27 protein-coding genes and 1 tRNA gene are annotated in these 26211 nt (G+C 47.6%); 14 read left to right on the top strand and 14 right to left on the bottom strand.

From position 1 onward, the window contains the following. Positions 1-1800: BamA/TamA family outer membrane protein (locus tag GX441_05940; protein ID NLI98184.1), on the top strand; the 1800-nt coding region annotated here is incomplete at its 5' end. A gap of 128 nt (positions 1801-1928) precedes the next feature. Here GX441_05940 and GX441_05935 read toward each other — a convergent pair. Continuing rightward, positions 1929-2318, bottom strand: a complete 390-nt coding sequence (locus GX441_05935; protein ID NLI98183.1) for a hypothetical protein — start codon at positions 2316-2318, stop codon at positions 1929-1931. A gap of 127 nt (positions 2319-2445) precedes the next feature. Here GX441_05935 and GX441_05930 point away from each other — a divergent pair, with 127 nt between their 5' ends. Then, a complete protein-coding gene (locus GX441_05930; protein NLI98182.1) occupies positions 2446-3699 on the top strand; it encodes a hypothetical protein in 1254 nt (417 codons plus the stop codon). Between the two features lie 176 nt (positions 3700-3875). Here the strand turns inward: GX441_05930 and GX441_05925 are convergent, their stop codons facing one another. The 4 genes from GX441_05925 to GX441_05910 all read right to left on the bottom strand — a co-directional run bounded on the left by GX441_05925 (position 3876) and on the right by GX441_05910 (position 6432). Beyond that, positions 3876-4046, bottom strand: a complete 171-nt coding sequence (locus GX441_05925; protein ID NLI98181.1) for a hypothetical protein — start codon at positions 4044-4046, stop codon at positions 3876-3878. Then, the gene (locus GX441_05920; GenBank protein NLI98180.1) at positions 3962-4696 is read right to left on the bottom strand and encodes a hypothetical protein; all 735 of its coding nucleotides are present in this window, start codon (positions 4694-4696) and stop codon (positions 3962-3964) included. The genes GX441_05925 and GX441_05920 overlap by 85 nt, the downstream gene beginning before the upstream one ends. 9 nt (positions 4697-4705) lie before the next feature. Continuing rightward, positions 4706-5542, bottom strand: a complete 837-nt coding sequence (locus GX441_05915) for a hypothetical protein (GenBank protein NLI98179.1) — start codon at positions 5540-5542, stop codon at positions 4706-4708. A 191-nt stretch (positions 5543-5733) separates the two neighbouring features. Then, positions 5734-6432 (bottom strand): hypothetical protein, encoded by a 699-nt coding sequence (locus GX441_05910; protein NLI98178.1) that lies wholly within the window; start codon positions 6430-6432, stop codon positions 5734-5736. A 202-nt stretch (positions 6433-6634) separates the two neighbouring features. Here GX441_05910 and GX441_05905 point away from each other — a divergent pair, with 202 nt between their 5' ends. Continuing rightward, positions 6635-7282 carry a hypothetical protein gene (locus GX441_05905; GenBank protein ID NLI98177.1) on the top strand — a complete coding sequence of 216 codons (648 nt, stop codon included), beginning with the start codon at positions 6635-6637 and terminating at the stop codon, positions 7280-7282. A gap of 2 nt (positions 7283-7284) precedes the next feature. On the opposite strand, the gene GX441_05900 is transcribed toward GX441_05905, so the two are convergent. Beyond that, positions 7285-7358 (bottom strand) — tRNA-Val (locus GX441_05900). Positions 7359-7372: 14 nt separating this feature from the next. Here GX441_05900 and GX441_05895 point away from each other — a divergent pair. The 10 genes from GX441_05895 to GX441_05850 all read left to right on the top strand — a co-directional run bounded on the left by GX441_05895 (position 7373) and on the right by GX441_05850 (position 17565). Next, positions 7373-7780 carry a hypothetical protein gene (locus GX441_05895; protein NLI98176.1) on the top strand — a complete coding sequence of 136 codons (408 nt, stop codon included), beginning with the start codon at positions 7373-7375 and terminating at the stop codon, positions 7778-7780. Beyond that, entirely contained in the window at positions 7780-8538 is a 759-nt protein-coding gene (locus GX441_05890) for a hypothetical protein (GenBank protein ID NLI98175.1), read from the top strand. Before GX441_05895 ends, GX441_05890 begins: the two co-directional genes overlap by 1 nt. A gap of 70 nt (positions 8539-8608) precedes the next feature. Then, entirely contained in the window at positions 8609-10018 is a 1410-nt protein-coding gene (locus GX441_05885) for a hypothetical protein (protein NLI98174.1), read from the top strand. Positions 10019-10186: 168 nt separating this feature from the next. Then, positions 10187-10456 (top strand): 30S ribosomal protein S15, encoded by a 270-nt coding sequence (rpsO, locus tag GX441_05880; protein ID NLI98173.1) that lies wholly within the window; start codon positions 10187-10189, stop codon positions 10454-10456. Between the two features lie 2 nt (positions 10457-10458). Continuing rightward, positions 10459-12657, top strand: a complete 2199-nt coding sequence (locus GX441_05875) for a polyribonucleotide nucleotidyltransferase (GenBank protein NLI98172.1) — start codon at positions 10459-10461, stop codon at positions 12655-12657. Then, positions 12599-13867, top strand: a complete 1269-nt coding sequence (locus GX441_05870; GenBank protein ID NLI98171.1) for an insulinase family protein — start codon at positions 12599-12601, stop codon at positions 13865-13867. The genes GX441_05875 and GX441_05870 overlap by 59 nt, the downstream gene beginning before the upstream one ends. 1 nt (position 13868) lies before the next feature. Next, positions 13869-15056: a pyridoxal phosphate-dependent aminotransferase gene (locus GX441_05865; GenBank protein NLI98170.1), complete on the top strand. Its 1188-nt coding sequence runs from the start codon at positions 13869-13871 to the stop codon at positions 15054-15056. Beyond that, positions 15053-16219 (top strand): glycosyltransferase family 4 protein, encoded by a 1167-nt coding sequence (locus GX441_05860; protein ID NLI98169.1) that lies wholly within the window; start codon positions 15053-15055, stop codon positions 16217-16219. Before GX441_05865 ends, GX441_05860 begins: the two co-directional genes overlap by 4 nt. Continuing rightward, the gene (locus GX441_05855) at positions 16213-17019 is read left to right on the top strand and encodes a polysaccharide deacetylase family protein (GenBank protein ID NLI98168.1); all 807 of its coding nucleotides are present in this window, start codon (positions 16213-16215) and stop codon (positions 17017-17019) included. The genes GX441_05860 and GX441_05855 overlap by 7 nt, the downstream gene beginning before the upstream one ends. A 243-nt stretch (positions 17020-17262) precedes the next feature. Beyond that, positions 17263-17565, top strand: a complete 303-nt coding sequence (locus GX441_05850) for a hypothetical protein (protein NLI98167.1) — start codon at positions 17263-17265, stop codon at positions 17563-17565. A 100-nt stretch (positions 17566-17665) separates the two neighbouring features. On the opposite strand, the gene GX441_05845 is transcribed toward GX441_05850, so the two are convergent. Continuing rightward, entirely contained in the window at positions 17666-18289 is a 624-nt protein-coding gene (locus GX441_05845) for a T9SS type A sorting domain-containing protein (protein ID NLI98166.1), read from the bottom strand. 177 nt (positions 18290-18466) lie between these two features. Between GX441_05845 and GX441_05840 the strand changes: the two genes are divergently transcribed. Beyond that, on the top strand, positions 18467-19180 hold the full coding sequence (locus GX441_05840) for a hypothetical protein (GenBank protein NLI98165.1): 714 nt from the start codon (positions 18467-18469) through the stop codon (positions 19178-19180). 546 nt (positions 19181-19726) lie between these two features. Here GX441_05840 and GX441_05835 read toward each other — a convergent pair. From GX441_05835 to GX441_05805, 7 genes are all read right to left on the bottom strand, one after another. Next, positions 19727-20038, bottom strand: coding sequence for a DUF559 domain-containing protein (locus GX441_05835; GenBank protein NLI98164.1), 312 nt, complete (start codon positions 20036-20038; stop codon positions 19727-19729). A 241-nt stretch (positions 20039-20279) separates the two neighbouring features. After that, positions 20280-20948, bottom strand: coding sequence for a hypothetical protein (locus tag GX441_05830; GenBank protein NLI98163.1), 669 nt, complete (start codon positions 20946-20948; stop codon positions 20280-20282). Between the two features lie 13 nt (positions 20949-20961). After that, positions 20962-21516 (bottom strand): hypothetical protein, encoded by a 555-nt coding sequence (locus tag GX441_05825; GenBank protein NLI98162.1) that lies wholly within the window; start codon positions 21514-21516, stop codon positions 20962-20964. A 393-nt stretch (positions 21517-21909) separates the two neighbouring features. Beyond that, entirely contained in the window at positions 21910-23337 is a 1428-nt protein-coding gene (ffh, locus tag GX441_05820) for a signal recognition particle protein (protein ID NLI98161.1), read from the bottom strand. A gap of 180 nt (positions 23338-23517) precedes the next feature. After that, on the bottom strand, positions 23518-24627 hold the full coding sequence (locus GX441_05815; GenBank protein ID NLI98160.1) for a tetratricopeptide repeat protein: 1110 nt from the start codon (positions 24625-24627) through the stop codon (positions 23518-23520). Then, the gene (locus GX441_05810) at positions 24620-25081 is read right to left on the bottom strand and encodes a hypothetical protein (protein ID NLI98159.1); all 462 of its coding nucleotides are present in this window, start codon (positions 25079-25081) and stop codon (positions 24620-24622) included. The genes GX441_05815 and GX441_05810 overlap by 8 nt, the downstream gene beginning before the upstream one ends. Before the next feature lie 393 nt (positions 25082-25474). Beyond that, positions 25475-25831: a DUF559 domain-containing protein gene (locus tag GX441_05805; GenBank protein ID NLI98158.1), complete on the bottom strand. Its 357-nt coding sequence runs from the start codon at positions 25829-25831 to the stop codon at positions 25475-25477. Positions 25832-26211 lie beyond the last annotated feature (380 nt).

Raw genomic sequence — 26211 nt, 5'->3', positions numbered from 1 at the left:
TGGTTCCTACCGCGAATGCCTTCAGGCGTTGTATCTTTACAGAACGTTGAGATTCTGTTGACCGATCTTTTGGCTGATGCCGAGTACAACGCCGGATACAACTTTGACAGTCTTGTTGTCCCTTTCAGGTGCGTAGCCACTGATGTAACAACCGGTGAACCAGTAGTCTTCACCAAAGGCAGCATGGTAGATGCAATAAGGGCTTCTATTGCCATCCCTGCCGTCTTTTCGCCCGCTGAGATAGGCAGAGAGTTTTACATCGACGGAGGGGCGGTGATGAACCTTCCTGTAGAACCGCTCCTTGAGTACAAGCCCGATTTCATCATTGCATCGGACGTTATCCGATGGACTCCTGAGGCGCGGAATATTATTGATGTTGTAACGCGAACGATGGCGATTGTCACAGAGGAGAACCGCCGCGAACAACGCAAGCTCGCCTCTGTTGTCATATACCCGAACGTCGACAGCTTCCTTCCGAGCTCCTTCAGCCGCGCCGAGGAGATTGTAAAAACCGGCGAGATATCGGCTCTAGCGGCCGCTCCTCGAATTAAGGAAAGGCTTGCTGGACATCCGCTTGTTCTTAACCGTAACGAACTCGGACATCGCGCAAGACCGATAATTGGAGATGTTAGAATAGAAGGACTCAAGGTTACACGCGAAGCAGTCGCAAGAAGAGAAATCGAAACCAAAAAAGGCGATACCCTCGATTTCAAAAAAGTTACAGCCGACCTGGAAAGACTTCAGGCAACCGGATTATTTAAACACATAACCCATCGACTTGAGTTTCATTACCCGAATGTTGACGTGGTATATTCTGTTGTTGAGAAAGACTACGGAATCTACGGGCTTTCCGCTTTTTACGACAACGTTTACGGATTTGCCGTGAGATTCGAGGTGGCGCAGGGCAATATCTTCGGCTCGGGGGTAAGATTGGGAATCAGCATGGTTGCCGGCGAGCCGCGTGACTGGCGAATAGGCATAACGGGTGCCAGATTTTTCACTCTGCCGTTTACCTATCGTTTGGAGGCTTATTGGAACGTAACTCGCCACATATTGTATGATAAATCATACGATCAGGATTATTTGACTTATTACTTGTCCCGAGCTACAGGCGCCGAAACCGAGTTAGGATATTCTCTCGGTCGCACCGGATACTTTACAATAGGTTATTCCCATCGTGACCACTATCATCAACTACCCACTTATGTTTCTGAAAATCGCTGGGAGATTGTAACCGGTCCGACCTTCAAGTTGCGTTTTTCCAACCTCGACGATTTAAGTTTTCCAAATAAGGGATTTGACTTTACGGTTAATTCTAAGTATGGCCTTCCAAATGCCACTATCCCTGGTAGTTTTCTTAAACTAGACGCCTATCTTCAGCGTTACTTTCAATTCAGCAACATCATCGTTCTTGGAACTCATCTAAGATACGGTTTGGGGACAGATAGCTTACCGCGGGCGGAATTGTTTCGTCTTGGAGGAAGCGCTCTTGCAGGCGCAAAGGAAGAAGAATTTGCAGCAAACGAGTTTATCTTTGGGCGAATCGTGCTCGCCTACAGACTATTCAACATCTTGAAAAATCCGCGTTATCCGTTCAGGGTTGAGTTGACTACCGATATTGCCGTATTCGACCCTTTTGTGTGGCAGAGAGAGCCTCTTGAAAGGTCATTCGTGGGTGCAGGACTGGGTATAGGAACGAATACTCCGGTAGGTCCTATAAGAGCATACGTAGGCATGTCATCAACTAAAGATGTGAATTTCCAGATTTCCGTCGGAATTCCGCCGCGCGAAAGGATATAACCCTCTCCGCAAGTATTACACCTCGATTGGTTCTGTTATGCGAAACATCTTCATAAATAATATAATACTTTTCCCTTACCCCTAAACTGCTTTTTTGATATTAAGCAGAAACCTTCTGTTAATAAAAACTATACCCTTGAACGAACGTGAGTTTTTCGAGAAATCTTCCGCGCCTCCTGTATATTCCTTTTTTGAGTCTTTTTTTGAGTTGATTTGAGTTTTGATGATGCAAGTCTTTTCTCAAGAAGTTCCACACGCTGTTTCAATAATTCAAAATCTTTCTTCGGCACAAATCCCGCTTTTGAGATTCCGGCTTTTATTCCTTCGTCTATCTTGCGGCCTATTTCCTTGCGGGTTTTTTCGGCATCGGCCCATAGTTTCTCGGCAAGCTTCTTTCCCTGACTTGCTGTTATCTCCCCCTGCTTGATAAGCTTTTCTACGGTCTTAGAGATTTTTTCCCTTGTTGCAGCCGCGGTACCTAGACCAAGAAACGCCACTTTTTTTAAGAAATCTTCCATGTGATTTTCCTCCTTTTTTTCCTTTGCTTATTATTCTACCTTTTTCATTGATTATTGCAAGCTGTAAACCTTTCTTTTTCCTTTTTCGTCTTGTTTCTAGAATCAACCAATCCAATAAGGAGGCGTAATGCCTGATATACCCTTGCCGCCAGTTCCTGGTGAGCGCAAAAGCTCTACATCCCGCGTAGTAAGGTACGTCGGTATTGCTGTGGTATTCATTGCTTTCACCATAGCGGCGGTCATTCTGGGCGCCCGTTTTATGGTCAAAAACGAGCAGATGCTTACGACCAATGCAAGCGGAGTTATGGATAGGTGGGGAGGTGCAATTACCCAGGGTTCTCCATTCATTACATATGTTTTTGAACCTGCCGTATACGACAATAAGGGAACTCTGATTAAGGACGCAGTCATTCAGCAAAAAATGCCGTCCTCTGACATAAAGGTGAATCTCAGTCTTTCCTACCGGCAGCGCGGACAGATGCGATTTCCAGGATACGAAGTTACATTTGACGCTGACTACGTCGTTGCTAATCCCTTCGATAGAGCTCTTCCAGTCAGTTTTAACTTTCCAATACCTTATTCCTCCGGTCTCCTGAAGGATTTTCATATAGCAGTAGATGGCGAAGACTATACTGCCGATCAGGACTACTCAAACGGGGTCGACTGGAGGGAGAATCTCGAGCCGGGAGAGAGCCGAACTATCCACATAAAATACACAAGCAGAGGCATGGGCGACTGGTCTTACGGCTTAGGAACCTACCAGGGAGCCTTGCCCAGCTTTAAGCTTCATCTTTCAAGCAACTTTGCAGACATCGATTATCCTGAGGGTACTATGGCTCCCACAAGAATGGAGATAGACGAACATAAAAACAAAGCCGAGCTCGCATGGGAGTTCGAGAACCTCGTTTCAGGCCAGAACATAGGCGTAAGCATTCCGAAGCCTCTGGACGTAGGGAAAGCGACAGCAGGAGTGCTTTTCTTTGTGCCCCTTGCGTTGATTTTCTTCCTGGGGCTTATTCTCGTTCTTTCAAGCATCAAGGGCGTAGACCTGCATCCAATGCATTATCTCTTGATTACAGGCGGCTTCTTTGTCTTCCACATTTTAATGAGCTACCTGACGACTCTAGTTCCTCTCGTCTGGGCGTTCGCGATATCGATGGGCGTCTCGGCGCTGATGACGGTCGGTTATACGGCCTTGATTCGCAAGGGGTGGCCCGTTATATTCTCCTCCGTTCTGGGAATAATTCTTTTTGAGCTAGGATTCAGCCTAGCGCAGTTCTTTCCCGAGATAAGGGGTCTCATGCTCGCGCTCATAATAATCTCAGGACTCGGAATAGTCATGGGATTCACGGCCAAGGTCGACTGGAAAGGTAAGCTTTAAACCCCATGAAAAATGCATAAACATTTTTCATGGGGACCAGATACTGAATCGGCATCCGCGGGAAAGATGTTTTAGTAAAAAGACTTAAACTTCCATGCAATGAAAAGCGGCGGGCTTTTGCCCGCCGCTAATAGTTTGATCCCTTTAGATTATCTGAGGATGGTTACCTTCTTTCTTTATTTCTTCAAAAGCGGGCGCTTGTTCCAGCCGTTGGAGTTCATTATGTAAATCACCTGATCCTCATCTCTTACTGTCGAATAGACTATCCTCTCGCCGTCAGGCGAGTAGTCGGGGTCAACCCCAAGACCTGATATGCGCCGCAGGTTGCCGCCCGATGTATCGACCACCCATATCCGGTTCCCCATAACGAACAGTATCTCCTGACCGTCAGGCGACCACCGGGGGGGGTGATATCGTCCAACAAGACCGTTTGTTGTACTTGGCGATTCGATATGTCCGCATAACCGAGACCCAAGGTTTCATTAAACCAGTAGGCAAAGCAAACGTTTCGGCCGTCAGGCGACCAATCTCCCCTTGATGCATTTAGAATAACAGTCTCTTCATGTGTTTCAAGATTAATTAAGTCTAAGCCATCAAATGCAAAGGGTCTCACAAATGCCACCCATTCGCCGTCTGGCGACCAGGTTGGAGACACCGACGACCAGTCGTGCACAAGGTACTCGAAGTTTGAACCGTCCTTGTCTATGAGGCAGATGTTCCAGTCAGGAGTCCCTATCACGAGCCGTTCGCCGTCTGGCGACCAGTCGGCTGAAAGGCCCGGACATAGAAAACGGTTATTCGTGCCATTGGTATCTATGAGCCAGATGCCCTCGGTATCGCTCACCATTCGCGGCGTACGGTAATATGCTATTGTGCTTCCATCGGGCGACCACGATGGCCGCTCGCCGTATACGAACTCGTCCTCCTCCGGCACGCAGGCCGCGAGAGCGAGAAGGGCGAACCAAAACGTTAATGAAATCTTTTTATTCAAATTCATACCTTCACTCTATTTCTTCAAAAGCGGCCTCTTGCACCACCCGTTGGAGTTCATTATCCAGAGCTGGGCGCTGTCTTCGTATGGCGTATATACTATTTTCTTGCCGTCGGGCGACCAGTTGGGTTCTACCGCATTCCGCGCAAGGCGTCTTAGGTTGCGGCCTGTCGTATCAACTTTCCATATACTCATACCCATCTGAAATAGTATTCGTTCTCCGTCAGGCGACCAGCGCGGGGGGGGAGATATGGACCCATATCTGTCCTTATCATTTTGAAAGATAATCTTTACCTCCATGTTTTCTAATGAAACTATTTTCAGAAAAATCGTATCCGTAGGCGTATAAGCATATGTTAATTGCTTGCTGTCAGGAGACCAACCATACCCGCCGCCGCCGCCAGGAATTCTCTTTTGTTCAAGAGTTTCAACATTAATGATTGAACTTCCACTACCAAAAGGTCTCGCAAACGCCACCCACTTGCCGTCGGGCGACCAGGTCGGCGATACGGACGACCAGTCGTGAACAAGGTACTCGAAGTTTGCCCCGTCCTTGTCTATAAGGCAGATGTTCCAGTCAGGTGTGCAAATCACGAGCCGTTCGCCGTCAGGCGACCAGTCGGCTGAAAGAGCAGGGCATAGATAGCGGTTGTTCGCTCCGCTCGTGTCTATGAGCCAGATGCCTGCCGTGTCGCTCCCGTAAACCTGGCATCTATAATAGGCTATTGTTCCACCGTCAGGCGACCACGAAGCTCGGGTTTCCAAAAGAATAGGCGGCAGTTCGAAAGGATTAGGGTCGCAGGCAGAAAGCGCAAGAAGGGCAATAGCGCCGATAACTAATGACTTTTTCATCAATATATTCCTCTCTGATTTAATACAAGGGATTTTCACCTTTTCGCCCTCCGCAGGTTGTATCTAAAGAAGCATATCTTTTTTATGTTTCTTGTCAAGCGTTTTTAATTGAAAGCGGCGGGCTTTTGCCCGCCGCGATAACTCTCTCGGTTGGGGTCCCCCGAAAGTCTGCTCAGCAGACGTTCGGGGGATTAAAAGTTTCTGCTCTCGAGTTCGGATGTGCCCGATATCTCTACGTCAAAGGTTGCAATACCGATTGAATACTTGGTCGTAAAGTCCGTACTCATCTTTACGATGCCTATATCCTTTGCGCGCCACTGGACTGCGGCAGAATCAATTGCGCCTGAACTGGGCTTAAGGTCTATTCTGATGACTAGTGCATTGAAGGTTCCGTTTAGAACTGTAATTGTTGTGTCGCCGATGATTTCAAAATGCGCAGGGAAGGTGGTGGAAAATCCTACAAGGTCGGGTATCTGTATCGGCAGCGCCAGGTTGCCGTCCCACTGCATCCCGACGGCGAGATTGTTGGGTTCAACAGCCTTCGCAGGCTTATCCAGCGTGTCGGGGTAGAGATAGACTGAATCTTCCGTGACATAGTAGTAGGTTGTTGAGAGGATGGGAGCTACGCCCTGACCGGATGTATCGGTAGAAGCAATTACAGGCCATAGGAGCTTTCCTTCAGAGCTTTCTATGAAGGGGTTTACGGTATAGGTGGTTTTTGAAACGCTTGAGCCTGATGAAACGCCCACGACGTTCCATGTGTAGTTTTCCGATGTAGTCCACTGGTTTCCATCTTCAAGGGGCCAGAATGCCGCCGGTAAAGGCGCTTTTCTCGAACATGCAATGAAAATAACCGCAACCGTTGTGACTGCAAACAAAACTTTCTTCATGCTTTTGATCTCCTTTCGGGGTTCATAACGATTATAGGATAGACTCGAATAATCCTTTGTCAACCCCCTCAAAAAGGAAAAGTACTCCCAAGGTAATGGGATCCCCGCACGACAACTTTGTTGTCGTGCGGGGTAAACATATTGACATCTCCCTTTTTCTAACTAAAGTCTACTTTATTAGAATAAGGAGGAACAAAAACATATGCGATTCACAAAAGCTTTGATAATGCCTATAACTGCGGTCTTTATTATTACGGCATGCGAGAAGGCCGAATATGTACCCCCAAAGTGGCATGTGGGCGATTGGGCGGAATATGAAGTAAAGGCATTCGCCGGCGGCCTCAAGGAATACAAGCTGCGTTATGCAATAACAGGCGAGGAGAATATAAAAGGCGAAACCTACTACTGGCTCGAGATGGTAGGCGCTTCCGGGGAAAGTCATTTTGTATACAAGATGCTTGTTCCGTATGGTTATCGCGGCGTTGCCGAAAGGATGATTATAAAGGTTGAAGATCAAACGGCTCTTGAAATGCCCAAGGCCGAAGGTCTTGCGGACGAACCGCCAGGAGAAAATCGTCCGTATCTTTATACCAAGGAAGAGGTGAAAAAAGGGAAAATCGACGAAGTTAAAATAACGGTTCCGGCAGGCGAGTTCTTAACAATTCATGCTAAGGCGAAGAACTTGCATGAGCAAGAAGCCGAAGTATGGTTTGCAAGGGACATACCGATTCTCGGTATTGTTTCTCAGAAAACAGCATCTGAGGAGATGAAGCTTACAGCGCATGGCAAGGATGCAAAAACGGCCATTACTGAGGAACCTCAAAAAGTTAATCTTGGTATCTTTGACTGAGATGGGCGATAGAGGAGTCGAACCTCTGACCTCTGGTATGTGAGACCAGCGCTCTAACCAACTGAGCTAATCGCCCGTGAAAGGAAGTATATGGAAGAGAAAAATGAAGTCAACAAACCAGCTAAGGAAACGCTGAACGAGCTACTCCGACGCGAACTCGATGCATTAAAGTCTGAATACCCTGAAATCACATCCGCTGCAATAGTATCATCGGATGGATTTCTTATGGCCTCCAGGCCAGAAGGAGGTTCTGACGAGCGGTTTTCAGCCATGAGTGCTTTTCTCTTGAACTCGGCGCATAAATCAGGTCAGGGCCTTGGCTGGTCGGAAATAGGCTATCTATTGGTAAATCACCCCGACGGATACCTTATCGTGGCTGAAGCGGGAAAAGCCATCATTGCTCTTTCAGCTTCACCCCGCAGCAAACTCGGTCTTCTTTTGTACGATATTAAGGAGACGGCGCGAAGGATTCGGGAACGTCTTACAGAAGATTTCTGATGACCCTTGTATTCAGGCTTGCCGCATTGATTTTTTTGTGCGCTTTGGCTGTATCAGGTTGCGGTTCTTCAGGGGCTTCGACGCCTAAAACAATTGACGATTCCCTAGATAACAAACCCATGCTTAACATTGACCCGGATATCGAAAAAAAAATTGCTTCGCGTGGATTAAGTCTGGAAAACATGTCCTTTTTTATTTATTCACCCGATTCACAGTTCATCGCAATAACCCTTGATTCCACAATCATCTTCGATTCCAAAGACCCGATGTGGTCAGCGGATCTTCCTTTAGATTTGTACGGCGTAAGAAGCAGAAAGATGCTCTTTTTATACTTTCCAGAAGAAGACAGTTTGCTTAAAATTGCCGAGTGCGACGAAATCGTAAACTTCTACCGCAAGAAGGATTCCCTGCCCGTAATGGGCGAACGCAAAGAGGATTTTGGTATTGTCTTGTGGTCACCCGACTCAAAAAAGCTCCTTCTCCTGAAAGACAGGATATCTGAGGGTGTGTCAAGCCAGGACGCTTTAATCTATACCATGGGAGTTAAAGACCCGGATTTTCTGGATATGATGACTACATGGGAAGAATTGATGAAGAAAGCCCCTCAAGCAAAAGGAACAAAAGTAAAGAATATGTCCTGGGATAGCGATAACAGGATTAAACTGATCCTTATGCTTGACGGATCCGATGCAACTGCAGGGAAAGAACTTGTTTATGACTCAAGATCCGGGTTGCTTCTTTCTGCAAAGGATCTTTAGTCATTATGCTTGACAAGGACAAGTTCTTAGGTATCTTTGCTCAATATGATTCGAAATACTAGGAGTTGTTGTGAGTGATTTTATGCATCGTCTTAACGATAAGCTTATCAAAGAAAAGCTTTCATCCTCTGATGCAAGAGACGGTATCTTGGAGAGCTATGTAGTTTCGAATATAAAGATATTGTCCCTTGGGCGAAAGGATTTAGGCTTCGACGCTCATGATGAGGAGGTCTATTCCCGAATGCTCGATATGATGCGCTCTCTTTTTATAGAACGCGGCAGTAACTTCAATAAACCGACAGCTAGTGAGCTTAGAAGCGTTCGTCATACAATGGACCTCAAACTGAGATTCGAGGAGCTTCCATACGAGATAAGGGAAACTCATGATCTTGTTTGCGAGATGCTTCTTGAAAAAGTGGATTCGGGTATTGCAGATTTTGAAAGAGAAACACCCCTGGCTAACGCTGTGTCTAAACCTGCTGCAAAAGAGGAGTGGGAACCTTCAGTGCCTTTCTCGACTCAAGCACAGGCATCGACTTCAACAGAAGTTACCGAAAGTCCATTTCTCGCATCCCTTCAGGCAAAGATGCTTATGGATAAGCTTTCACCCGAAGATGCAAGAGACGGAATAATCGAAAGTTTTGTCGTCGCTAAGACAAAAGCCTACTCTTCAGGCGAAGCAACAGATGAACCAAAAGCATCCGAAGGTGAATTAGAGCTTCTGGTTCGCGGTATGATGCGCGATATACTTGCTGAACATAACACCCCCTTTGACGACCCCGAACCTGAAGCGCTGCAGAATGCGACTAAACAAATCGAGAATCGTCTGCATTTCGCTATCATGCCTAAATCAATTCGTGAAGAACATGAGACCAGATGCAATTCCCTAATTCACAAGGCCTCTATACTTGTCGAAGGTTTGAAAGGACCAAGACCCCACCTTAAGGTCGCATCCTTTATTCCGATTACGGAAGAAACTAAGGAACAAATCTCAGATATTATTCCCATAGTGCTGAAGGATGCAACCCCGGAAGAAGTAGTTCATCCGGTCGAGATAAAGGTTGAAGACAAGGAAACATCAAAACAGTCTTTGCCGACTGCAACTATAGAAGAACTGCTTGCTTCTATAAGGCCGCAGCTTGAAGAGATGATCCGCAGCGAGGTTAGAGCCACGCTCACCGTGGATAAAGATCTGGCGTCCGCTCTCGAATTTCCCTCTGGAATAGCGGCAAGAACTCAAGGCAGAAAGGTTTTCCTTGCATGGCTCGACTCGCCCGAGCAGCCATCTTATCACGTCTACAGAAAAGAAGGACACGGATGGTCACGACTTACAGCAACGCCAATATCAAGGCCTTCCTTTCTCATCGAGGTTGACTCAGACGGCGAACACATCTTTGCATTGTCTGCTGTATCACCCTTAGGCGTAGAAACCAGCCTAGGTCCTCAGGTTAAGGTAAATGTAGATTCGTCTAAAAGCTAGTTTTTGTTCTTAACGATACTTCCATATATTCAATCTCACCCGTTAATCATGCATTCGATGAACACTGCTAATCCATCGGTGAAGATGGAATCTTTTCGACATTCAAGCTTGTGTTGACAAAATGCTCATCGAATGTAGAATCCTGAGAATAATGGAGGAAAAGAAGAAATGACGTTAGAAAAAGAGAAGAAGCTTGAACTGTTGAAGAAGTTCGGGCAGCATGAGTCCGACACGGGCTCATCCGTTGTACAGGTGGCTTTGCTTACTGAGCGAATCAATCACCTGTCCCATCACCTTGAAGAGCACTTCAAGGATCATCATTCAAGGCGCGGCCTCATAAAGATGGTCAATCTGCGCCGCAAACATCTCAATTATCTATACAAGAGGGATCGAGAGAAATATTACACCCTCGTCAAAGAACTCGGTCTGCGCGGTTAATAGTGGATAGATTTGAGACCGAGATCGGCGGTCGGAAGCTTATCTTAGAAACCGGTCATTGGGCAAAACAAGCCAACGGCGCCGTACGTATTCAATATGGCGATACGGTATTATTGATGACCGCCTGCTACAGTGATAACGAGGTTGAAGGATTTGGTTTTCTGCCCCTGACAGTCGACTACAGGGAGTATTATTCTGCAGCGGGCAAGATACCCGGCGGGTTCTTCAAAAGGGAAGGCAAGCCGCGCGACAGGGAGATCCTGATAAGCCGCATGATTGATAGACCTATTCGCCCGCTCATTCCGGAGGATTTGGGCAGAGAGGTGCAGATAATCGGATTTCTTTTGTCCCTTGACGGAGAGAATGCTCCTGACGCAATAGCGATAACGGGAGCTTCTGCAGCATTGATGCTTTCTGAGCTCCCATTCGCAGGTCCAATTGCTGCAGTAAAAATAGGGAGAATCGAAGGCGAGTTCGTTGTCAACCCGACAATTTCACAGCTCGACCAGTGCGATTTTCAGATACTTGTCGTTTCCAACGGCGGTGAGATCAATATGATTGAATGTGAGGCGAACGAGGTCCAGGCATCCGTAGTCGTGGATGCAATGAGATTCGCTCAAGAAGTTTTGAAACCGATTCTTGACTTACAGACGGAACTCGCCTCAAAGGTCGGAAAGCCTAAAAAGAGCTTCGAAAGAGAAGTTATTCCTGCGGATCTCAAATCGAAGGTTGAGGGGTTAATCATGCCGAGGATACCGGAGATCAATGGCCAAAAAGAAAAAAAAGCTAGATCTGAAGCACATAGACAGATTGTAAATGAGGTTACCGAGACCCTAGCCGAGACATTTCCCGACTCCGGGAATGTGATAAGTTATCTCGCCGATCAGATGATAAGAAAAGACATGCGGCAGAGGGCGCTGCGAAAGGAGCGATTGGACGGCAGAGCGCTTGATGAGGTCAGACCCATAACATGCGAGGTTGGAGTCCTTCCGAGAACTCACGGTTCGGCTTTGTTTACCAGAGGTCAGACTCAATCCCTTGCCGTTGTAACACTTGGCACTAAAAGCGACGAGCAGATGATTGATGACGTTGAGCGAGAGGCATACAAGTCTTTCATGCTTCATTACGAGTTTCCGCCTTTCTCGGTGGGCGAGGTGAAGTTCCTCCGCGGACCAGGCCGCAGAGAAATAGGCCACGGCGCACTTGCAGAGAAGTCCGTAAGGGTGCTTGCCCCTGAGGAAAAGGATTTTCCTTACACCATTCGGATAAACTCATTCATCCTTGAATCTAACGGTTCGAGTTCCATGGCTTCGGTCTGCGGCGCAACTCTGGCGCTCTTCGATGCAGGCGTCCCCATGCGCAAGGCGGCCGCAGGCATCGCGATGGGTTTAGTCTACGAACCTGAAGGCTACGTTATATTCACCGATATCATAGGAGACGAAGACCACTACGGCGATATGGATTTCAAGATCTCAGGCACCAGAGACGGCATTACCGGTATCCAGCTCGATCTGAAGTTGAAAGGTGTTCCCTTGGATGTCTTGGCCGAGGCCATAGAAAAATCGCACACCGCAAGAATGCATATCCTGGATATTATGGAAAGAACGATCTCGGCGCCCAGAACTGAAATCAGCAACTTTGCGCCAAGAATAACTACACTGCAGATTCCTCGCGATAAGATTGGCGAGGTAATAGGTCCTGGAGGCCGCGTTATCCGCAAGATGACTGAAGAGACCGGAACCACCATAGATATAGATGATGAAACCTCAACGGTGATTATCTCCGGGCCTACAATGGAAGGCGTTGAGAATGCGCTTTCCATGGTGCGAGAAATAGTCAAGGAAGTTGAGGTCGGGCAGATTTACGAAGGAACCGTAGTAAGAATCACTAACTTCGGCGCATTCGTCGAGCTATTCCGCGGGAAAGACGGCCTTGTTCACATTTCAAATCTTGCGCCGCACCGGGTCGCAAAAGTCGAAGATGTCGTGAAAGTCGGCAACAAGATAAAAGTAAGGGTAAAAGGTATAGATGAAATGGGCAGGGTGGATTTAACCACAAACCTTGATCCATCGGCGGACAAAGAAAGAGAAAAACCTAGGCGTTCCGAGGATAGAGGTTCTTCACGCGAGGGCAGCAGAAACCATGACCAGCGAAGGAATTCGCGACAGGGTGGCTCCGAGCGGCCTCCGCGTCGTAACTGAACGAATACCCGGCTTTAAATCGGTAGCTTTAGGGTTTTTTTTCCGTCAGGGTTCAAGGGACGAGGAAGAAGCATTTAACGGCTCAAGCCACCTCGTCGAACACATGCTTTTCAAGGGAACCAGGAGACGCTCCTCTAAAGATATACTTGTGGAGATAGAAAGACTTGGAGGCATAAGCGATGGTTTTACATCCAAAGAGATATCGGGAATAACGATACGAACTTTAAAGTCTTCCCTTAAGCCGCTTCTTTCGTTGCTGCTTGAGATGCTTGAGGAATCGAAATTCGCCGAAGAGGAGTTGAAAAAGGAAAAGGAGGTGGTTTACGAAGAGATGAGATCTGCCGAGGAGGATCCTCAGGATATTGTGTTTGACAGCTTTTACGAGGCATGTTTTAAGCCTCATCCACTGGGCTACACTGTCCTCGGGAAGAAGAAGAATCTTGAAACGTTATCAGGCAAGGAACTAGCGGCATTCTACAGAAAAAGCTACACTCTTTCTGATGCAGTATTTGTCGCTACAGGCGACATAAACCAGGATGAGCTTTTCGAGCTTCTTCCCGCAAAAGCAAAATTGTTTAGGGGCGAGAGAAAAAACCGCACAAGACCCTTAGACAGAACGACTCCGATTCACGCAGTTACAACACGCAAGGATATTACTCAGGTTCATGCCGCTCTTGGCACTCTGACCGAGGGTCTCAATGCCAAGGAGCGTTTTGCTAATGCTCTTCTTTCGAGCCTTTTAGGAGGAGGGATGAGTTCAAGGCTTTTCCTTTCGCTGAGGGAAGAGGATGGACTCGTTTATACCATTTCATCGTTTCTTGACCTTTTTGAGGACTCCGGCGTTTCCGGATTTTATTTCGTAACCGAGAAGAGCAAGCTGGAGCGCGTAGTAAAGAAAATAGAATCCGAACTCGCAAGGCTCCTGAAATCGGGATTGCACAAAGACGAACTTGATACAGCGAAGACCCTCACTAAAAGCTCGCTTATTTTGAATATGGAAAGCCTCACGCACCGGATGATGCGCCTGGGACATTGGAAGCTTCTGGCGGAAACCTTCAGGACGCTGGAGGAAACGATAAAGGAATTTGAGAAGGTCTCTGAAGCTGATGTGCTTGAGCTTGCTTCAAGATTGTTTGTTAAAAAACCTCTTCACATGAGTTTTGTCGGCCCGGTCACCGAGCGCGACACAAACCATCTAATTCGGAGGTAGCATGGAAATATCTCGCCGCGGCGTAATGATGCCTGCATCGCCTATCCGTAAACTGGCGCCGCTTGCGGATGCAGCCAAAAAGCAGGGCTTAAAAATCTATCATTTGAATATAGGACAGCCCGATATTCCTACCCCAAAGGAGTTCTTTCAGGCTGTGCATAAATTCACTGAACCTGTATTAGAATACGGACCCTCAGGAGGAATCGTTCAACTGCGGTTGTCGGTTGTAGATTATTTTTCGAGCTTCGGCATCTCGATAGAGTTAGATGATGTGTGGATTACGACTGGCGGTTCCGAGGCCATTCTCTTCGCTTTCTGGGGAGTAACCGATCCAGGTGATGAGGTAATTGTCCTTGAGCCTTTCTATACGAACTACAATGGATTCGCCGTTGCCTCGGGAATCAGACTCGTTCCTGTAAGACTATCCGTGGAAAACGGTTTCAGGCTTCCATCACGCAAGGATATCGAAAAGCATATTACTCGCAAGACAAAAGCGATTCTTATCTGTACCCCAAACAACCCTACAGGAACGGTCCTGACAAAGGAAGAGATGTTCGTACTCGGTCAAATCGCAAAGGAGAGGGATCTGTACCTGATTTCGGATGAGGTTTACAGGGAGTTTATATATGATGGCAAAGAACATACATCGGCTTTGACTCTTCCTGGTATCGAGGACCGCGTCATAGTTGCCGACTCCATTTCCAAGCGCTTTTCGGCATGTGGAGCGCGGATAGGCTTCATTGTCAGCAGGAACAGAGAACTCATGTCTACCATTCTGAAGTTTGGTCAGGCACGACTCTGTCCACCCACGGTTGAACAGTACGGAGCAGTTGCAGCTTTTCGAAATCTTCACAGATTCATGAAGCCAATGATAACAGAATACGACCGGCGCCGGAAAGCTCTCATGGACGAGCTCTCCGCCATCCCCGGCATAGTCGCTCCCGTGCCGGACGGCGCCTTTTACACGGTTGTCGGACTTCCTTTAGAGGATGCCGACAAATTCGCTTCATGGCTTCTTACCGACTTCTCAAAACAGCGAAAAACAGTTATGGTTGCGCCGGCAAACGGTTTCTATGCAACGCCGGGCGCCGGTAAAAACGAGATACGGATAGCTTACGTGCTTGAGGAAAAAGCGCTGAGAGACGCAATAAGACTCCTTTCCGAAGCTTTGAAGAACTATAAAGGTTGAGGATATTAGAAGTTAGTGAGCACTACTTCCCGCATGTGGGAGGAATAAGTGAGCACGTGCATTCACTATCAAAAGAACTCATAAAACAAGGACACGAAGTAGAAATTCTTACTTCATGGATACCTGGGATGGTTCCGGAAGATGTGCCTGTAGTAAGAGTAGGTCGCGGCATCAGACTGCCAATCAACAAGAGTTTTTCGAGAATAACGCTTGGGATAGGCGTATGGGCTTCTATCAACAGATTGCTAAAAAAAAGAAAGTACGATGTTATTCACGTGCACGGTTCGCTTGCGCCGATGCTTCCGATGGCAGTTTTGCATTATTCAAGAAACGATTCTCAAACGGCCGCCATCGGAACCTTCCATGCAGGTCATGACCCTTCTTCTCTCTACAAGGTTTTCAAGCAGCCTTTAAGGAGACAATTTTTCAGGTATTACGACGGTTTAATCGCTGTTTCGCCGATAGCAGAAGAAACCATGTCCTTGTTTTTCCCAGGCAAGTACACGGTTATACCAAACGGCGTGGATACCGATACGTTCTCTCCCGGAACAAGTGCGCTGGAAAACGAGCTACCGTCTTCATCACTCAAGCTTCTGTTCATGGGCCGGTTTGATCCCAAGAAAGGAATTCGGTATTTGTTATCTGCACTGCCTTTAATCAAGCAGATTATACCCGATGTGCAGCTTGTTCTATGCGGAGGCGGCCCAATGAAAGCATACTATAAGAGATATATCTCTAGGGAGATAGCTGATTCCATTCACTTCGCGGGCGAGATCACCGGACCACAACGCAGGGAGTTTTACAGATGGTGCGATATCTCAGTCACCCCCTCAATAGGCGCGGAGAGCTTTGGCTTGACCCTTCTTGAGGCGATGGCATGCGGGAAACCTGTTGTAGCGTCCGATATCCCTGCTTTCAGGTGGGTCATGAGCGAGAATGAAGGCCGTTTTTTTAAGCCTTGTGATTCAAGGAGCTTAGCCCGAACCGTTATCGACCTAGCTTCTTCAGAGGAGGGGAGAATGCATGAGCTTGCCCTTGCCGGACGGATGAAGGCCCTTGCTTATTCATGGCCAAGCGTCGCGAAAAAGATTACCGATTATTTCCTTCAAATTATAAGGAGAAGGCAAAACGAAATATTGCCTCCAAAGGAAACCCCATGCTGACCATTTTGGAGTTTCACAATATCTCTGATAAAGGTGTAGGTTGGACGAACGTTATTCCTCGGAGATTTGAGAATATCCTTGACCTCCTGATATCTAAGACTCAAGTAATCGAACCTTGGGAACTCCAATCACATCTTCGGGACAAAGAGCGCTCGATTGAGCCTTTTGTAATGTTAAGTTTTGACGACGGATACAAGGAAATTTTCACTAAGGCTTATCCCATGATGAAGGAAAGAGGTCTTACGGGAATGGTTTCAATCGTCGTAGGGTATACGGGTTTTCGAAATAAGTGGGACATAATGGGCGGTCATCTTGAACACCTGGGCTGGGATGAAATTTCAAGGCTCCTTGAAGACGGATGGAGCGTCTGTTCTCATACAATCACTCATCCTGATCTTAAAAGATGCACAGATGATCGTCTCAAGTGGGAGCTTGAGCTGTCTAAGAAAATAATGGAGCAGAACTTAAAGATTGAAATACAAGCCGTAGCTTATCCTTTCGGACGCTTTAACTTGCGTGTTCTCCGCGCAGCGCATCAAGTTGGCTACAGAGTTGGTTTTACAGTCGGTGCTGAACCCTGGAGCGGACCACGGGTCCCTTTGACCACCATACGCGTACCTGTCTATAAAATCGACGGTGATTCGCTTATCATGGCAAAGGTAGAAAAAGACGGTTTCTTAAAAGGGTTTGATTCTATTAAGAATAGAGCCTTCAATAAGATGTCTCTTGCAACAAGCTTCGTGAAACGTCATAGCTACAAGTACATACCCGAGGAACTCTTTAAAAGCTTAACCCGATAAGTATCTTCCCTGAAATTACATAAAGCTATTGCATTGCTCTTTAGTTTCTCATGGCTTATATATCATGATGGAAGGGAAAGTAAATTTGAGCATATTTGGTTTGATCGCGGGTTCAATAATGAAGCGCAACACCTTGGCAAGCGAACGAGGATTCGCTCCAGCCGAACAAAATATTTGCAACCATCGAATGATTTCAACGTCTTATTATAATAGAATCTACTAGAACCATCAAGGAGGTCAAAAATGCCTACAATGGGACTTATCTCGTTTGCGCTTGGGCTTGTGGCTTTCATCTTCTTTTTCATCGGGCCTAAGCAGTATCCAATCAAAGATGTGCCCCTTATTTGGTACATTACAGGCTGGGTAGCTTGGGCTGCAGCTCTTATCTCAGTCCTTTTAGGGATAGAGAGTCTTCGTCTTGAGCGAGGTAAAAGCATAATCTGGACCATAGCCGGACTTATACTGGGAGGACTGGCTCTTCTGATACTCATCTCATGGCTTACTTGCGCAAGACTGCCTGATCCTCAGGCAATACCTATACCTTGAGAATTTAAGTGACTTACGAATTCAGGCCTGGCCCCCTTTACCAGGCCTGAATTCCGAGGAGGGGTTAACGCGAAACAAGATGCTGTTAATTCCTTCCCTTTTAAATCTCGATTATTTTCCTTGTTACGGCTAATTTTCCAGTTACCAAACGTATGAAATATACACCCGATTTCACTTCAGGCTTGCTTATTTTGTATAATCCTGCAACGTAATTACCCTGAGCCACCAAGCTAATCTCACGTCCTGAAGCGTCATAGAGAATCAAGGACACATAACCCGCTTCAGGCAGGTAAACGGTTATGTATGAGTTACCGGCGTCTAGAATTGACAGAGTCTGCCCGTATTTCTCTGTTACACCGACGACTACTGTATCACCAGTATCGGGTTTTGGATTAACCGTAACAACTCCGGTCATCCAGGGGTGCGGCTTGCAATAGTAATTGAACGTTCCCGATGTGTCAAAGACGTAACTGAACGTTTGATCTTTTGATATAATACCTGAATCCCACAGGCCGTTCGGTTCACCTGGACTGCCGCTTGTTGATGTGTGGCCCATGTTATCCCTGTTTTTCCATTCAACAGTATCGCCTTGCAATATTGTTATTTGTTGCGGAACGAACGCAAAATCCTCAATCTCTACTTCTACCTTGCTCGCAGCATTTATTCCCGTAACTAAAATAAGTGAGAGCAAAGCAAGGTGCTTAATAAGATGATTTCTTTTCATTTTAGGCTCCATTGGCTCTTTTTTTCTATTTTGTTGGATATTTTTCATTTCATTAACCTACTAAAATTATAGGATATTTTTCCTATTTGTCAAGTAAGCTCTGGATGAAACCTTTACAGAATCATACCGTCTTATAGGTTAACAAACGTATCAATTTAAAACCCATAGGAGGTTTAAATGAAGAAAGTAGCAATAGTCGCACTAATGTTCGTTGCGGTGGCGTTTGCAGGCGGACGCGGTTACGGCGGCTTCGTTTTGACTTACACCATGCCCGATTTATCGGCCTTGAGCGCCGAATTCCATGCTCACGGCCTGCCAGAAATTGACGATCAGATGTTCACCTTCGGCGGCGGCGGATGGGGCGGAGCAGGCGTAATGGTCGGCGGATGGGGATTCGGCGGCTCACGGCAGTTCGATGGCGATAGCGTTTCAATCGATCTCTCTTATTCCGGCGGCTTCTTTGAGCCAGGCTACTTCATCAACATCTGGCGCGGTTTCGGCATATGGCCTGCGGTCGGAATAGGTGGAACCAACGTCTCCATGTATCTCAGACCGGTACTGGGAGATGTCAACTTCGGGGATATTCTGGATAACCCTGCCCGCTCATCGAAGATTAACTACGGGACGTTTACCGTTGCGCCTAACATCTCGATACTTATACCAATCGAGTTCGTCGCCTTGCAGATAAAGGGCGGCTACATGTGGAGCCCCTTCCAGGGCGAATGGTCGATTGAGGACGGCGGCAATCTTCGGCAGGGCCCGCAGATCAACCCGTCAGGCATATACGCGCAGGCAAATATCCTCTTCGGCGGCGGCGACGATGACGGCATCATCGGGCGCAAGAAGAGCAATGACGCCAAAAACGACGATGACGAGGAGCAAGAAGACTAAGCTTCAATAGGATATTCGGTTAGAATAATTTGCAGCACGATAAGGAGGCCGGTTTAATCTGGCCTCCTTTAATTATTTGCTTTCAGGTTTGAATGCGCCAGCTCAGGTCAGGTTTCGAGACTTACGGTCACGTTTAGAGTGTTGATACGCTCAGGAATAAAGGTTTGTTGCCACATTTCATGGATAAAAGGTGGTCAAAAGCTGGATAAATGATAGACAAAAGATGGACAAAAAGTAGACAAAATTAGGACAAAAGGTGGTCAAAATAATACCCCAAAGGAGCGCGAAGCGATCCTTTGGGGACCCCGCTTCAGGTCATAATTGAAGGAAGGTCGCCAGAAGTTTTACTTCAAATCCAGGAATCTAAACAGAGGAAGACTTCAAACCGTCCTTTGGACGGTCAGTCACGTTTCGGAAGTCAACCCGGGGTTGCCCCCCCTCATAAGGGGGGTATGAAGTCCATTCATCTTTTAAAATAAAGCTCTTTTGCCTTACCTCCTTTAGTAAGGGGGGTCCGGAGGGATCTTTGCCATCCGTCTTGCTGTCTTATTTGTTTGAACTAATAATTTTGCAACCAAACCTGTCAATCTCTGTAGCTACTCCGTCAAGGTTAGCCATTACGTCCGTATTCAGGAACCATATCACGTGCAGCCCATAGCCTTCAAGGATTCTCGTTCTCTCCTCATCGTGCTCTTTCCCTTCTTCGGTAAAGTGAGTTTCCCCGTCTATCTCGATGACGAGATTCAAATCAGTGCAATAGAAATCTACGATGCAGTTGTCGATTGGACGCTGACGCATAAAGCGGGGCTTGAGCTTTCGGAGATAATAGAACCACAGTCGGCGCTCGGGCTCGGTCATGTTTTTTCTTAGTTCCTTTGCGCGGGCGATCAGTTTGGGATTATAGGGAAGGTGGAAATCTCCAACCGCCAGACCGCGTTTCTTGAGTTCTTCCTCGTCCAAGAATCCTAATCTCCCCCTTAATCGGGGTCCCCGAAAAGTCAGGCACTGACTTGTTGGGGTTGGATCCCCCTTTATTCCCCCCTTCAAAAAGGGGGTTTTTTAAGTTTTCTCACCATCTATTTAGACAGCTCTTTTGCCTTCAAATTCTTGCAGTAATCTGTAGAACGCAAGTTCGACCCATGCGCCTTCCAGTCGCTATGCCTCCCTTTTGAAGGGAGGTGGACGGAACGGACGGAGGGATCTTCGATCGGCTCAGTACCCCATTCTTACAAAACAATTCTAGTAACTTGGAATAAATCACAATCCATGGATGATCGACACATGAGTAATCACCAGTGGTGTACTTTTTGACCAGAGCAGTGAGTTTTGGTTCAAAAGATGTATCACTTAAATTTCTTGAATCGAACTTCAGAAAAAGACAGTATTGTGAAAGTAACTTTCCAACAAAATGAATTGAATCCTTAATTTTAAGCAATCTAATGATAACGGTTGGTAATATCTCTAAACCTATTTCCCTTTTCAATGTACTCGGCTTTATTTGGCCAACGCCAATGGATAAATCGAGTTTAACCACCAAAGAAGGAAAAAGGTATGAGATTAAAGTTTCAATGCTACTATAGACCCCTCCTCTATTCATGGTTTCAATGACTATGATCCCAAATAGAAGATCAGGGTTAACTCTGTTGTTTTCTGATTCTCTCAAGATGTCTTTCCAGAGAGTTTTAAACGAATTTGAATGTAGGGTCATTACATCATACCAGTAGTTTAAGTATTCAACATTCGACTTCGTGTTACTCAGCATCCGCATTTACCTATGTATTTCAAAGATTCCTTTCTTTATTGACTAACTTAAGTACTACTTTGATAAATGATTCGAGTACAATTGAAATTATGCCGCCTATCAAAAACGCTATCCATCTATTCCCCCCGAAAATATTTTTCACTTCATCCCACACTACAGGTTTTACATAAGTAAAGATCATGAACCCTAACCAAGAGATTCCTACCGACGCTATGATAAAGCATATGTATGTGATAACAACTAATACTTTTTTCTTCGTGTAGCCAAATTCTGTCCCGTATGGATTTATTATTGCGGGCCAAACGATTAGCAAAGAGCCCAAAAAAGCTGAAAAACAAGGCACGAAAGGATTTGAGAATATCCACGTGATCAGAAAACCGAACACAAGAATAAGAAACGCCCTAAGAATAAAAGCCATAATGCTAATAGAAGTTCTAAAACCGTAGATCAATTCTCCAAAACCGAAGTAATACCTTTTTCCGATTATTCTGTGAATGTAGAAAATCAGAAAAAAAACAAAACCGAAAAGGACACTCATGGTAAGATTAAAAAGTGAAAACATAGACTCTTCCATAACTCAAAATATACGCCCGTTTTTTTACCTGTCAACTGAGGGTTGATCCCCCCTCACTCCCCCCTTCATAAGGGGGGTTAAAAACTTTTCTCACCATCTTGCACACACCTCTTTTGTCTTCAAATTCTTGCAGTAATCTGTCGAACGCAAGTTCGACTCATGCGTCTTCCAGACGCTATGCCTCCCTTTTGAAGGGAGGTGGGCACTCCAAAGGAGTGACCGGAGGGATCTTCGACTGATCTCCCCTCTTCTCCCAGGATGAGGGTGACGATCTCTAAGATCGTTGGGGTGAGGGAACGCACATCTGGTGCGAGGGGTGAGGGAATTCTGCATGGAGTCCCCGGACGGATGCGTTGTTTCCCGGACAAACGTAGACGTCTGGGGATGTAGCTCCTACCTCTTCTTCCGCTTCTTTTTCTTCCCGCCGTGGCCGCTGCCGTGTCCGATGACTGTCCTGCCGCGCCCTCCCAGGGGGGCGAGGGGGCTGAGGAGGGCCTTGCCGGGCTTAGCCATCTTTGCCATGCCCTGCATCATCTCAAGCTGCTTAATAAGCTGGTTCACGTCTCGAGGCGTTGTGCCCGAGCCTCTGGCTATGCGGAGCTTGCGGCTTCCGTCAAGGATTTCGGGATTCGCGCGCTCCTCTGGCGTCATGGAAAGTATTATCGCCTCCGTGCGCTTGAGTTCGGAAGGATCGAAGCCGCCCTCCCCCTCCGCTCCCAGCCCCTGCGTCATGCCCGCTGGCAGCCGTTCCAGAAGCTTGGAGATGTCGCCCATCTTTGAGACCTGCTTGAGTTGATTGAGGAGATCGTTGAAGTCGAGCCTGCCCGCCATGAGCTTTTCAGCCATCTGCCTCGATTGGTTCTCGTCGACGACTTGCCGGACTTCCTCTACCATCGTCTGGATGTCGCCCTCGCCCAGTATGCGGCTCGCTATCCGGTCAGGATGAAATATTTCGATATCGGTGACGCGCTCGCCCGTGCCTATGAAGTATATGGGAAGACCCGTAACGTGGCGGAAGCTTATGGCTGCGCCCCCGCGCGAGTCCGCGTCCAGCTTGGTGAGTATTGCGCCGGAAACGCCCACCTTTGCGTGAAACTCCTCGGTCTGGCGCAATGCGTCCTGACCCACCAGACCGTCGAGCACGAGAAGCGTGTATTCGGGCGATAGCGCCTGCTTGATTTCTTTGATCTCTCCGACCATCTCGTCGTCAATGTGAAGCCTGCCCGCCGAGTCTATGATGACGAGCTCGTTTGAATGCTCCTTCGCGTGCTTGAGCGCCGCGAGGCAGGTATCGAGATTTACTTTCCGACCGTCGGGGTCGCCGCGAGAGGATTTTGCACTCTGGTGAGGTGCAAAGAAATCAGCGCCTGATTTTTTCGCAAGCGCCTCGAGTTGCTCGACCGCCGCCGGACGCTTGATGTCCGCCGCAACGAGAAGAGGTTTCTTACCGGAGTAAAGCCTGGCGAGCTTTGCGGCCATTGTTGTCTTGCCTATTCCCTGCAAGCCGAGTAGGAGGATTACGGACGGCGACTTCTCGAACTCGAGCCGCTCGGCCTTTGCGCCGAGGAACAGGGCGAGTTCTTCGTAGACGACCTTCAACGCCTGCCTTCCCGGCGCAAGCGACTTGTATATCTCCGTTGCCGCGAGCTTTGAGTCCAGCCGCTCTATGAAAGCCTTTGCCGCCTTGTAGTTGACGTCCGCCTCGAGCAAGGTAAGCCGCAGAGTGCGCAGAAACTCCTTTATCTCTTTTTCCGAAAGACTGCCGCGTCCTGCGAGCTCTCGCTTGAGCCGCACGAACGCGTCGCGTATCAAATCAAACATTTTAACCCCGCTCCGCTGCTGTGCACCGGCGCGGGCGCCCCGTCCGGATAAAGATTATGATTTACGAAATTCATGCTGTTTGAAGTCTATCGAGATGGTTTTGGAAGGCAACCCCTTGCTCAGGATGGAATCAACTTCTCTTGAGACGCCTTTTTTGTCCGGATAAAGGAAGGATGATTATTAGGAATGCCCGTTCAGCGACTGTCTGGCAAGGTTGATGCTGCTGTTGCATGCGTCAACCTTGTCCGCAGGACCCGTTTTCGCGTATATATCGCGCGCCTTCTGAAAGCAATCGAGAGCGTACTTGTAGTTCCTCATCTCGATGCACAGCGCGCCCATCTTTGCGAGAGTGCCGGCTTTTATCCCCGGATCCGGCATGCGCTCCGCTATTCTTAAAGACTTCTCGTAGCACGCGAGCGCTTTCGAATCGTTCTTCAATGTCTTGTTGATTATGGCGAGACCGTTGAGGTGGTTGAACTGCAGCTCAAGGTTGTCTATTTCCGCTGCAACATCGAGCGCCTTCTCGTAATAATCGAGCGCTTTTCGGGAATCGCCGATTGCGAGATAAAAACCCCCGATATTGCCCAGTTCGCGGGCCTGGCCTTCGCGGTAGTCGGTCTCTTCGTGGATTTTGAGCGCCTTCTCGTAGTGCTCGAACGCCTTCTTGTAGTTGTTGAAAACCTTCTTCTGCTCTGCCAGCGCAAAGTAAGCCTTCCCGATATAGCCAAGGTCTCTGGCCTGTCCTCTCAGGTTCTTCGTCTCCTCATCAATCTTCAATGCTTTCTGCAGAAAGTCGAGCGCCTGCGAAAGGTCCGACTGGACGAAATAGATATAGCCCATGTTGCCTAATGCCGCAGCCAGCGCTTCGTCGAGCTCTTTGTTCTCGGCAAGCACTATCATCTCGAGGAACGTCTTCTCCGCATCAAGAAGGTTGCCCCCCTTGATCTGGCTGAGGCCCACCAGGTTGAGAAACGCGCACCGCTCGTCGTCCTCAGTAGCCAGCAAGGACGCATCCCGCAGTGCGGGAATTGCCTTTGCATATTTCTCTTCGCTGTAGAGCTTCAATGCGGAATAGAGTATCAGATTTTTCTTCCGCGCGTTCGTTGCAGGCAGCCCGTTCAGGTATACGGCCGATTCGTTAAGCCATTTTCTGAGTTTGTTGACTTCTTCTTCGAGACCTTCGGTCACGAACCGCGACCGCACGAGCGAGTATGCGGCTATAGCCGCGCTCAAGAGCGCTGCAAGGGAGCTTACGGTTATCAGAAGCGCTAAAGCAAGACCGCTACTCATCTTCCCTCGCTCTTTCGGTCTCAAGGAGAGCGATATAACGCTGTCCCCAGAAGCATGCCGCTACCGTCGCTCCAACAGGAACGAGGATAATGAGATTAAGAAGATAAGGCAGTCCGCTTACAAGGAAAATAACGTAGCCGGCAATGTCGAGCAGCGCAAGACCTGCAAAGGCAAGCATCCAGTACAAAAGCAGGAACGGCTCACGCTTGTATTTTTCGAGCCTTGCGATGTCGTAGATAGTCAGCGCGCACCATATCACGGCGATGGCGGGAATGGAAGGTGCAGTGACAATGAACCTCGCGGGCAGTCTTGTACAAAGGATGTATAAGAGCTCTATCAAAAGCGGCAGAGCAGATATAGCCGCGCATGCAATTAGCCACAACAACCTGCCCTGCCTCCTCAGTGTCTGGTTGTTTGCGTGGCTTCGCCGTTTCTTAAAAAGCCACTCCAACATGGTTCAATAATACCATTTATAATCAACTTGTCAAGCAGGTAAACCTTTTATAATAATTATTATTAGAGAATTTATACTGCTTAAGGATTTGCAGGAATCTGCTCAGGAAAGGGTGAGTGCGGGCATTGCGGAGGTTGAGGAGCGAAAGTGTTACGGGCGTTACGGGTGTTACGGGTGTTACGGGTGTTACGGGTGTTATTTCCTTGTGATTAAAGCTGCCTATGAGAATACCCCGTAGGGGTACGGGTGTTACGGGTGTTACGGGTGTTACGGGTGTTACGAGTGTTACGGGTCCCCCTCCCTCTCCCGCCAGGGGAGGGAGCGTTGGGAGATTAGCGACTTTCGCTTTTTTGCGGAACGCAGTTCCGCCAATGCCGCCTCCGGCGGCTAGCCCTACCCCCTTTGTGGGGGAGGTTGGGTGGGAGGGAGTTCTTCACTTAATTTGACCAGTACACCGTCGATATTATTCAGAATTTCGTTATCCCAGAATCTCAACACCTTAAAACCTTGAGATTTTAACCATTCGTCTCTAATCACATCCGATTCAGATTCAAGATGACCTGCACCATCGACCTCTACTACGACCATTGAATCAAATGAGACAAAATCTACAATATACTTACCTATCGGGCATTGTCTGCGAAATTTTAAACCAAGTGATCTTCGATTGATGCAGTGCCAGAGTTTGGTTTCCGCATCGGTCAAGCGTCTTCGAAGGTTTTTGGCAAGTGGTGTCAGTTTCTTTTTCACTAATTACATTCCTTTCTTCCCTCCCCACTTCGTGGGGGAGGCTGGGTGGGGGGAAATGTTACGGATCCCCTACCTCTGTCCCTCCCACCAGGGGAGGGAGGATTGTTGGTCAATATTGAATTCCACTATTCACCTCCTAGCAGGAGAGGGAGTAAAAAGTTATGGTCATTGAGATTCAGCATTCCTATACTTCCCATCCCACAAAGGAGGGAGAAATGGTGGTTCACCTTCTTTACCTTAATTCCCCTCCCCACTCTGTGGGGGAGGCTGGGTGGGGGGATTTTCCTGCCCGGCTAGCTTCTGTCTGGCAAGGGCGATTTTGGTGTCACAGAGCTTAATTCCATCCTTTGCCCCAATCTTTACGAAAATCTCTCGCGCAC

It is taken from the genome of bacterium (assembly GCA_012517375.1).
Taxonomy (GTDB): Bacteria; Hydrothermota; Tepidihabitantia; order B3-TA06; family B3-TA06; genus JAAYVC01.
This window is presented reverse-complemented; position numbering and strand designations above follow the sequence as displayed.

Excerpts from the sequence above, each read along its gene's own strand:
- GX441_05850 (NLI98167.1), top strand. The coding sequence starts at position 17,263 with ATGCCTACAATGGGACTTATCTCGTTTGCGCTTGGGCTTGTGGCTTTC.
- GX441_05930 (NLI98182.1), top strand. The coding sequence starts at position 2,446 with ATGCCTGATATACCCTTGCCGCCAGTTCCTGGTGAGCGCAAAAGCTCT.
- GX441_05890 (NLI98175.1), top strand. The coding sequence starts at position 7,780 with ATGACCCTTGTATTCAGGCTTGCCGCATTGATTTTTTTGTGCGCTTTG.
- GX441_05910 (NLI98178.1), bottom strand. The coding sequence starts at position 6,432 with ATGAAGAAAGTTTTGTTTGCAGTCACAACGGTTGCGGTTATTTTCATT.
- rpsO (NLI98173.1), top strand. The coding sequence starts at position 10,187 with ATGACGTTAGAAAAAGAGAAGAAGCTTGAACTGTTGAAGAAGTTCGGG.
- GX441_05825 (NLI98162.1), bottom strand. The coding sequence starts at position 21,516 with ATGGAAGAGTCTATGTTTTCACTTTTTAATCTTACCATGAGTGTCCTT.
- GX441_05835 (NLI98164.1), bottom strand. The coding sequence starts at position 20,038 with ATGACCGAGCCCGAGCGCCGACTGTGGTTCTATTATCTCCGAAAGCTC.
- GX441_05905 (NLI98177.1), top strand. The coding sequence starts at position 6,635 with ATGCGATTCACAAAAGCTTTGATAATGCCTATAACTGCGGTCTTTATT.
- GX441_05870 (NLI98171.1), top strand. The coding sequence starts at position 12,599 with ATGACCAGCGAAGGAATTCGCGACAGGGTGGCTCCGAGCGGCCTCCGC.
- GX441_05915 (NLI98179.1), bottom strand. The coding sequence starts at position 5,542 with ATGAAAAAGTCATTAGTTATCGGCGCTATTGCCCTTCTTGCGCTTTCT.
- GX441_05840 (NLI98165.1), top strand. The coding sequence starts at position 18,467 with ATGAAGAAAGTAGCAATAGTCGCACTAATGTTCGTTGCGGTGGCGTTT.
- GX441_05845 (NLI98166.1), bottom strand. The coding sequence starts at position 18,289 with ATGAAAAGAAATCATCTTATTAAGCACCTTGCTTTGCTCTCACTTATT.
- ffh (NLI98161.1), bottom strand. The coding sequence starts at position 23,337 with ATGTTTGATTTGATACGCGACGCGTTCGTGCGGCTCAAGCGAGAGCTC.
- GX441_05810 (NLI98159.1), bottom strand. The coding sequence starts at position 25,081 with ATGTTGGAGTGGCTTTTTAAGAAACGGCGAAGCCACGCAAACAACCAG.
- GX441_05895 (NLI98176.1), top strand. The coding sequence starts at position 7,373 with ATGGAAGAGAAAAATGAAGTCAACAAACCAGCTAAGGAAACGCTGAAC.
- GX441_05830 (NLI98163.1), bottom strand. The coding sequence starts at position 20,948 with ATGCGGATGCTGAGTAACACGAAGTCGAATGTTGAATACTTAAACTAC.
- GX441_05815 (NLI98160.1), bottom strand. The coding sequence starts at position 24,627 with ATGAGTAGCGGTCTTGCTTTAGCGCTTCTGATAACCGTAAGCTCCCTT.
- GX441_05865 (NLI98170.1), top strand. The coding sequence starts at position 13,869 with ATGGAAATATCTCGCCGCGGCGTAATGATGCCTGCATCGCCTATCCGT.
- GX441_05935 (NLI98183.1), bottom strand. The coding sequence starts at position 2,318 with ATGGAAGATTTCTTAAAAAAAGTGGCGTTTCTTGGTCTAGGTACCGCG.
- GX441_05920 (NLI98180.1), bottom strand. The coding sequence starts at position 4,696 with ATGAATTTGAATAAAAAGATTTCATTAACGTTTTGGTTCGCCCTTCTC.
- GX441_05855 (NLI98168.1), top strand. The coding sequence starts at position 16,213 with ATGCTGACCATTTTGGAGTTTCACAATATCTCTGATAAAGGTGTAGGT.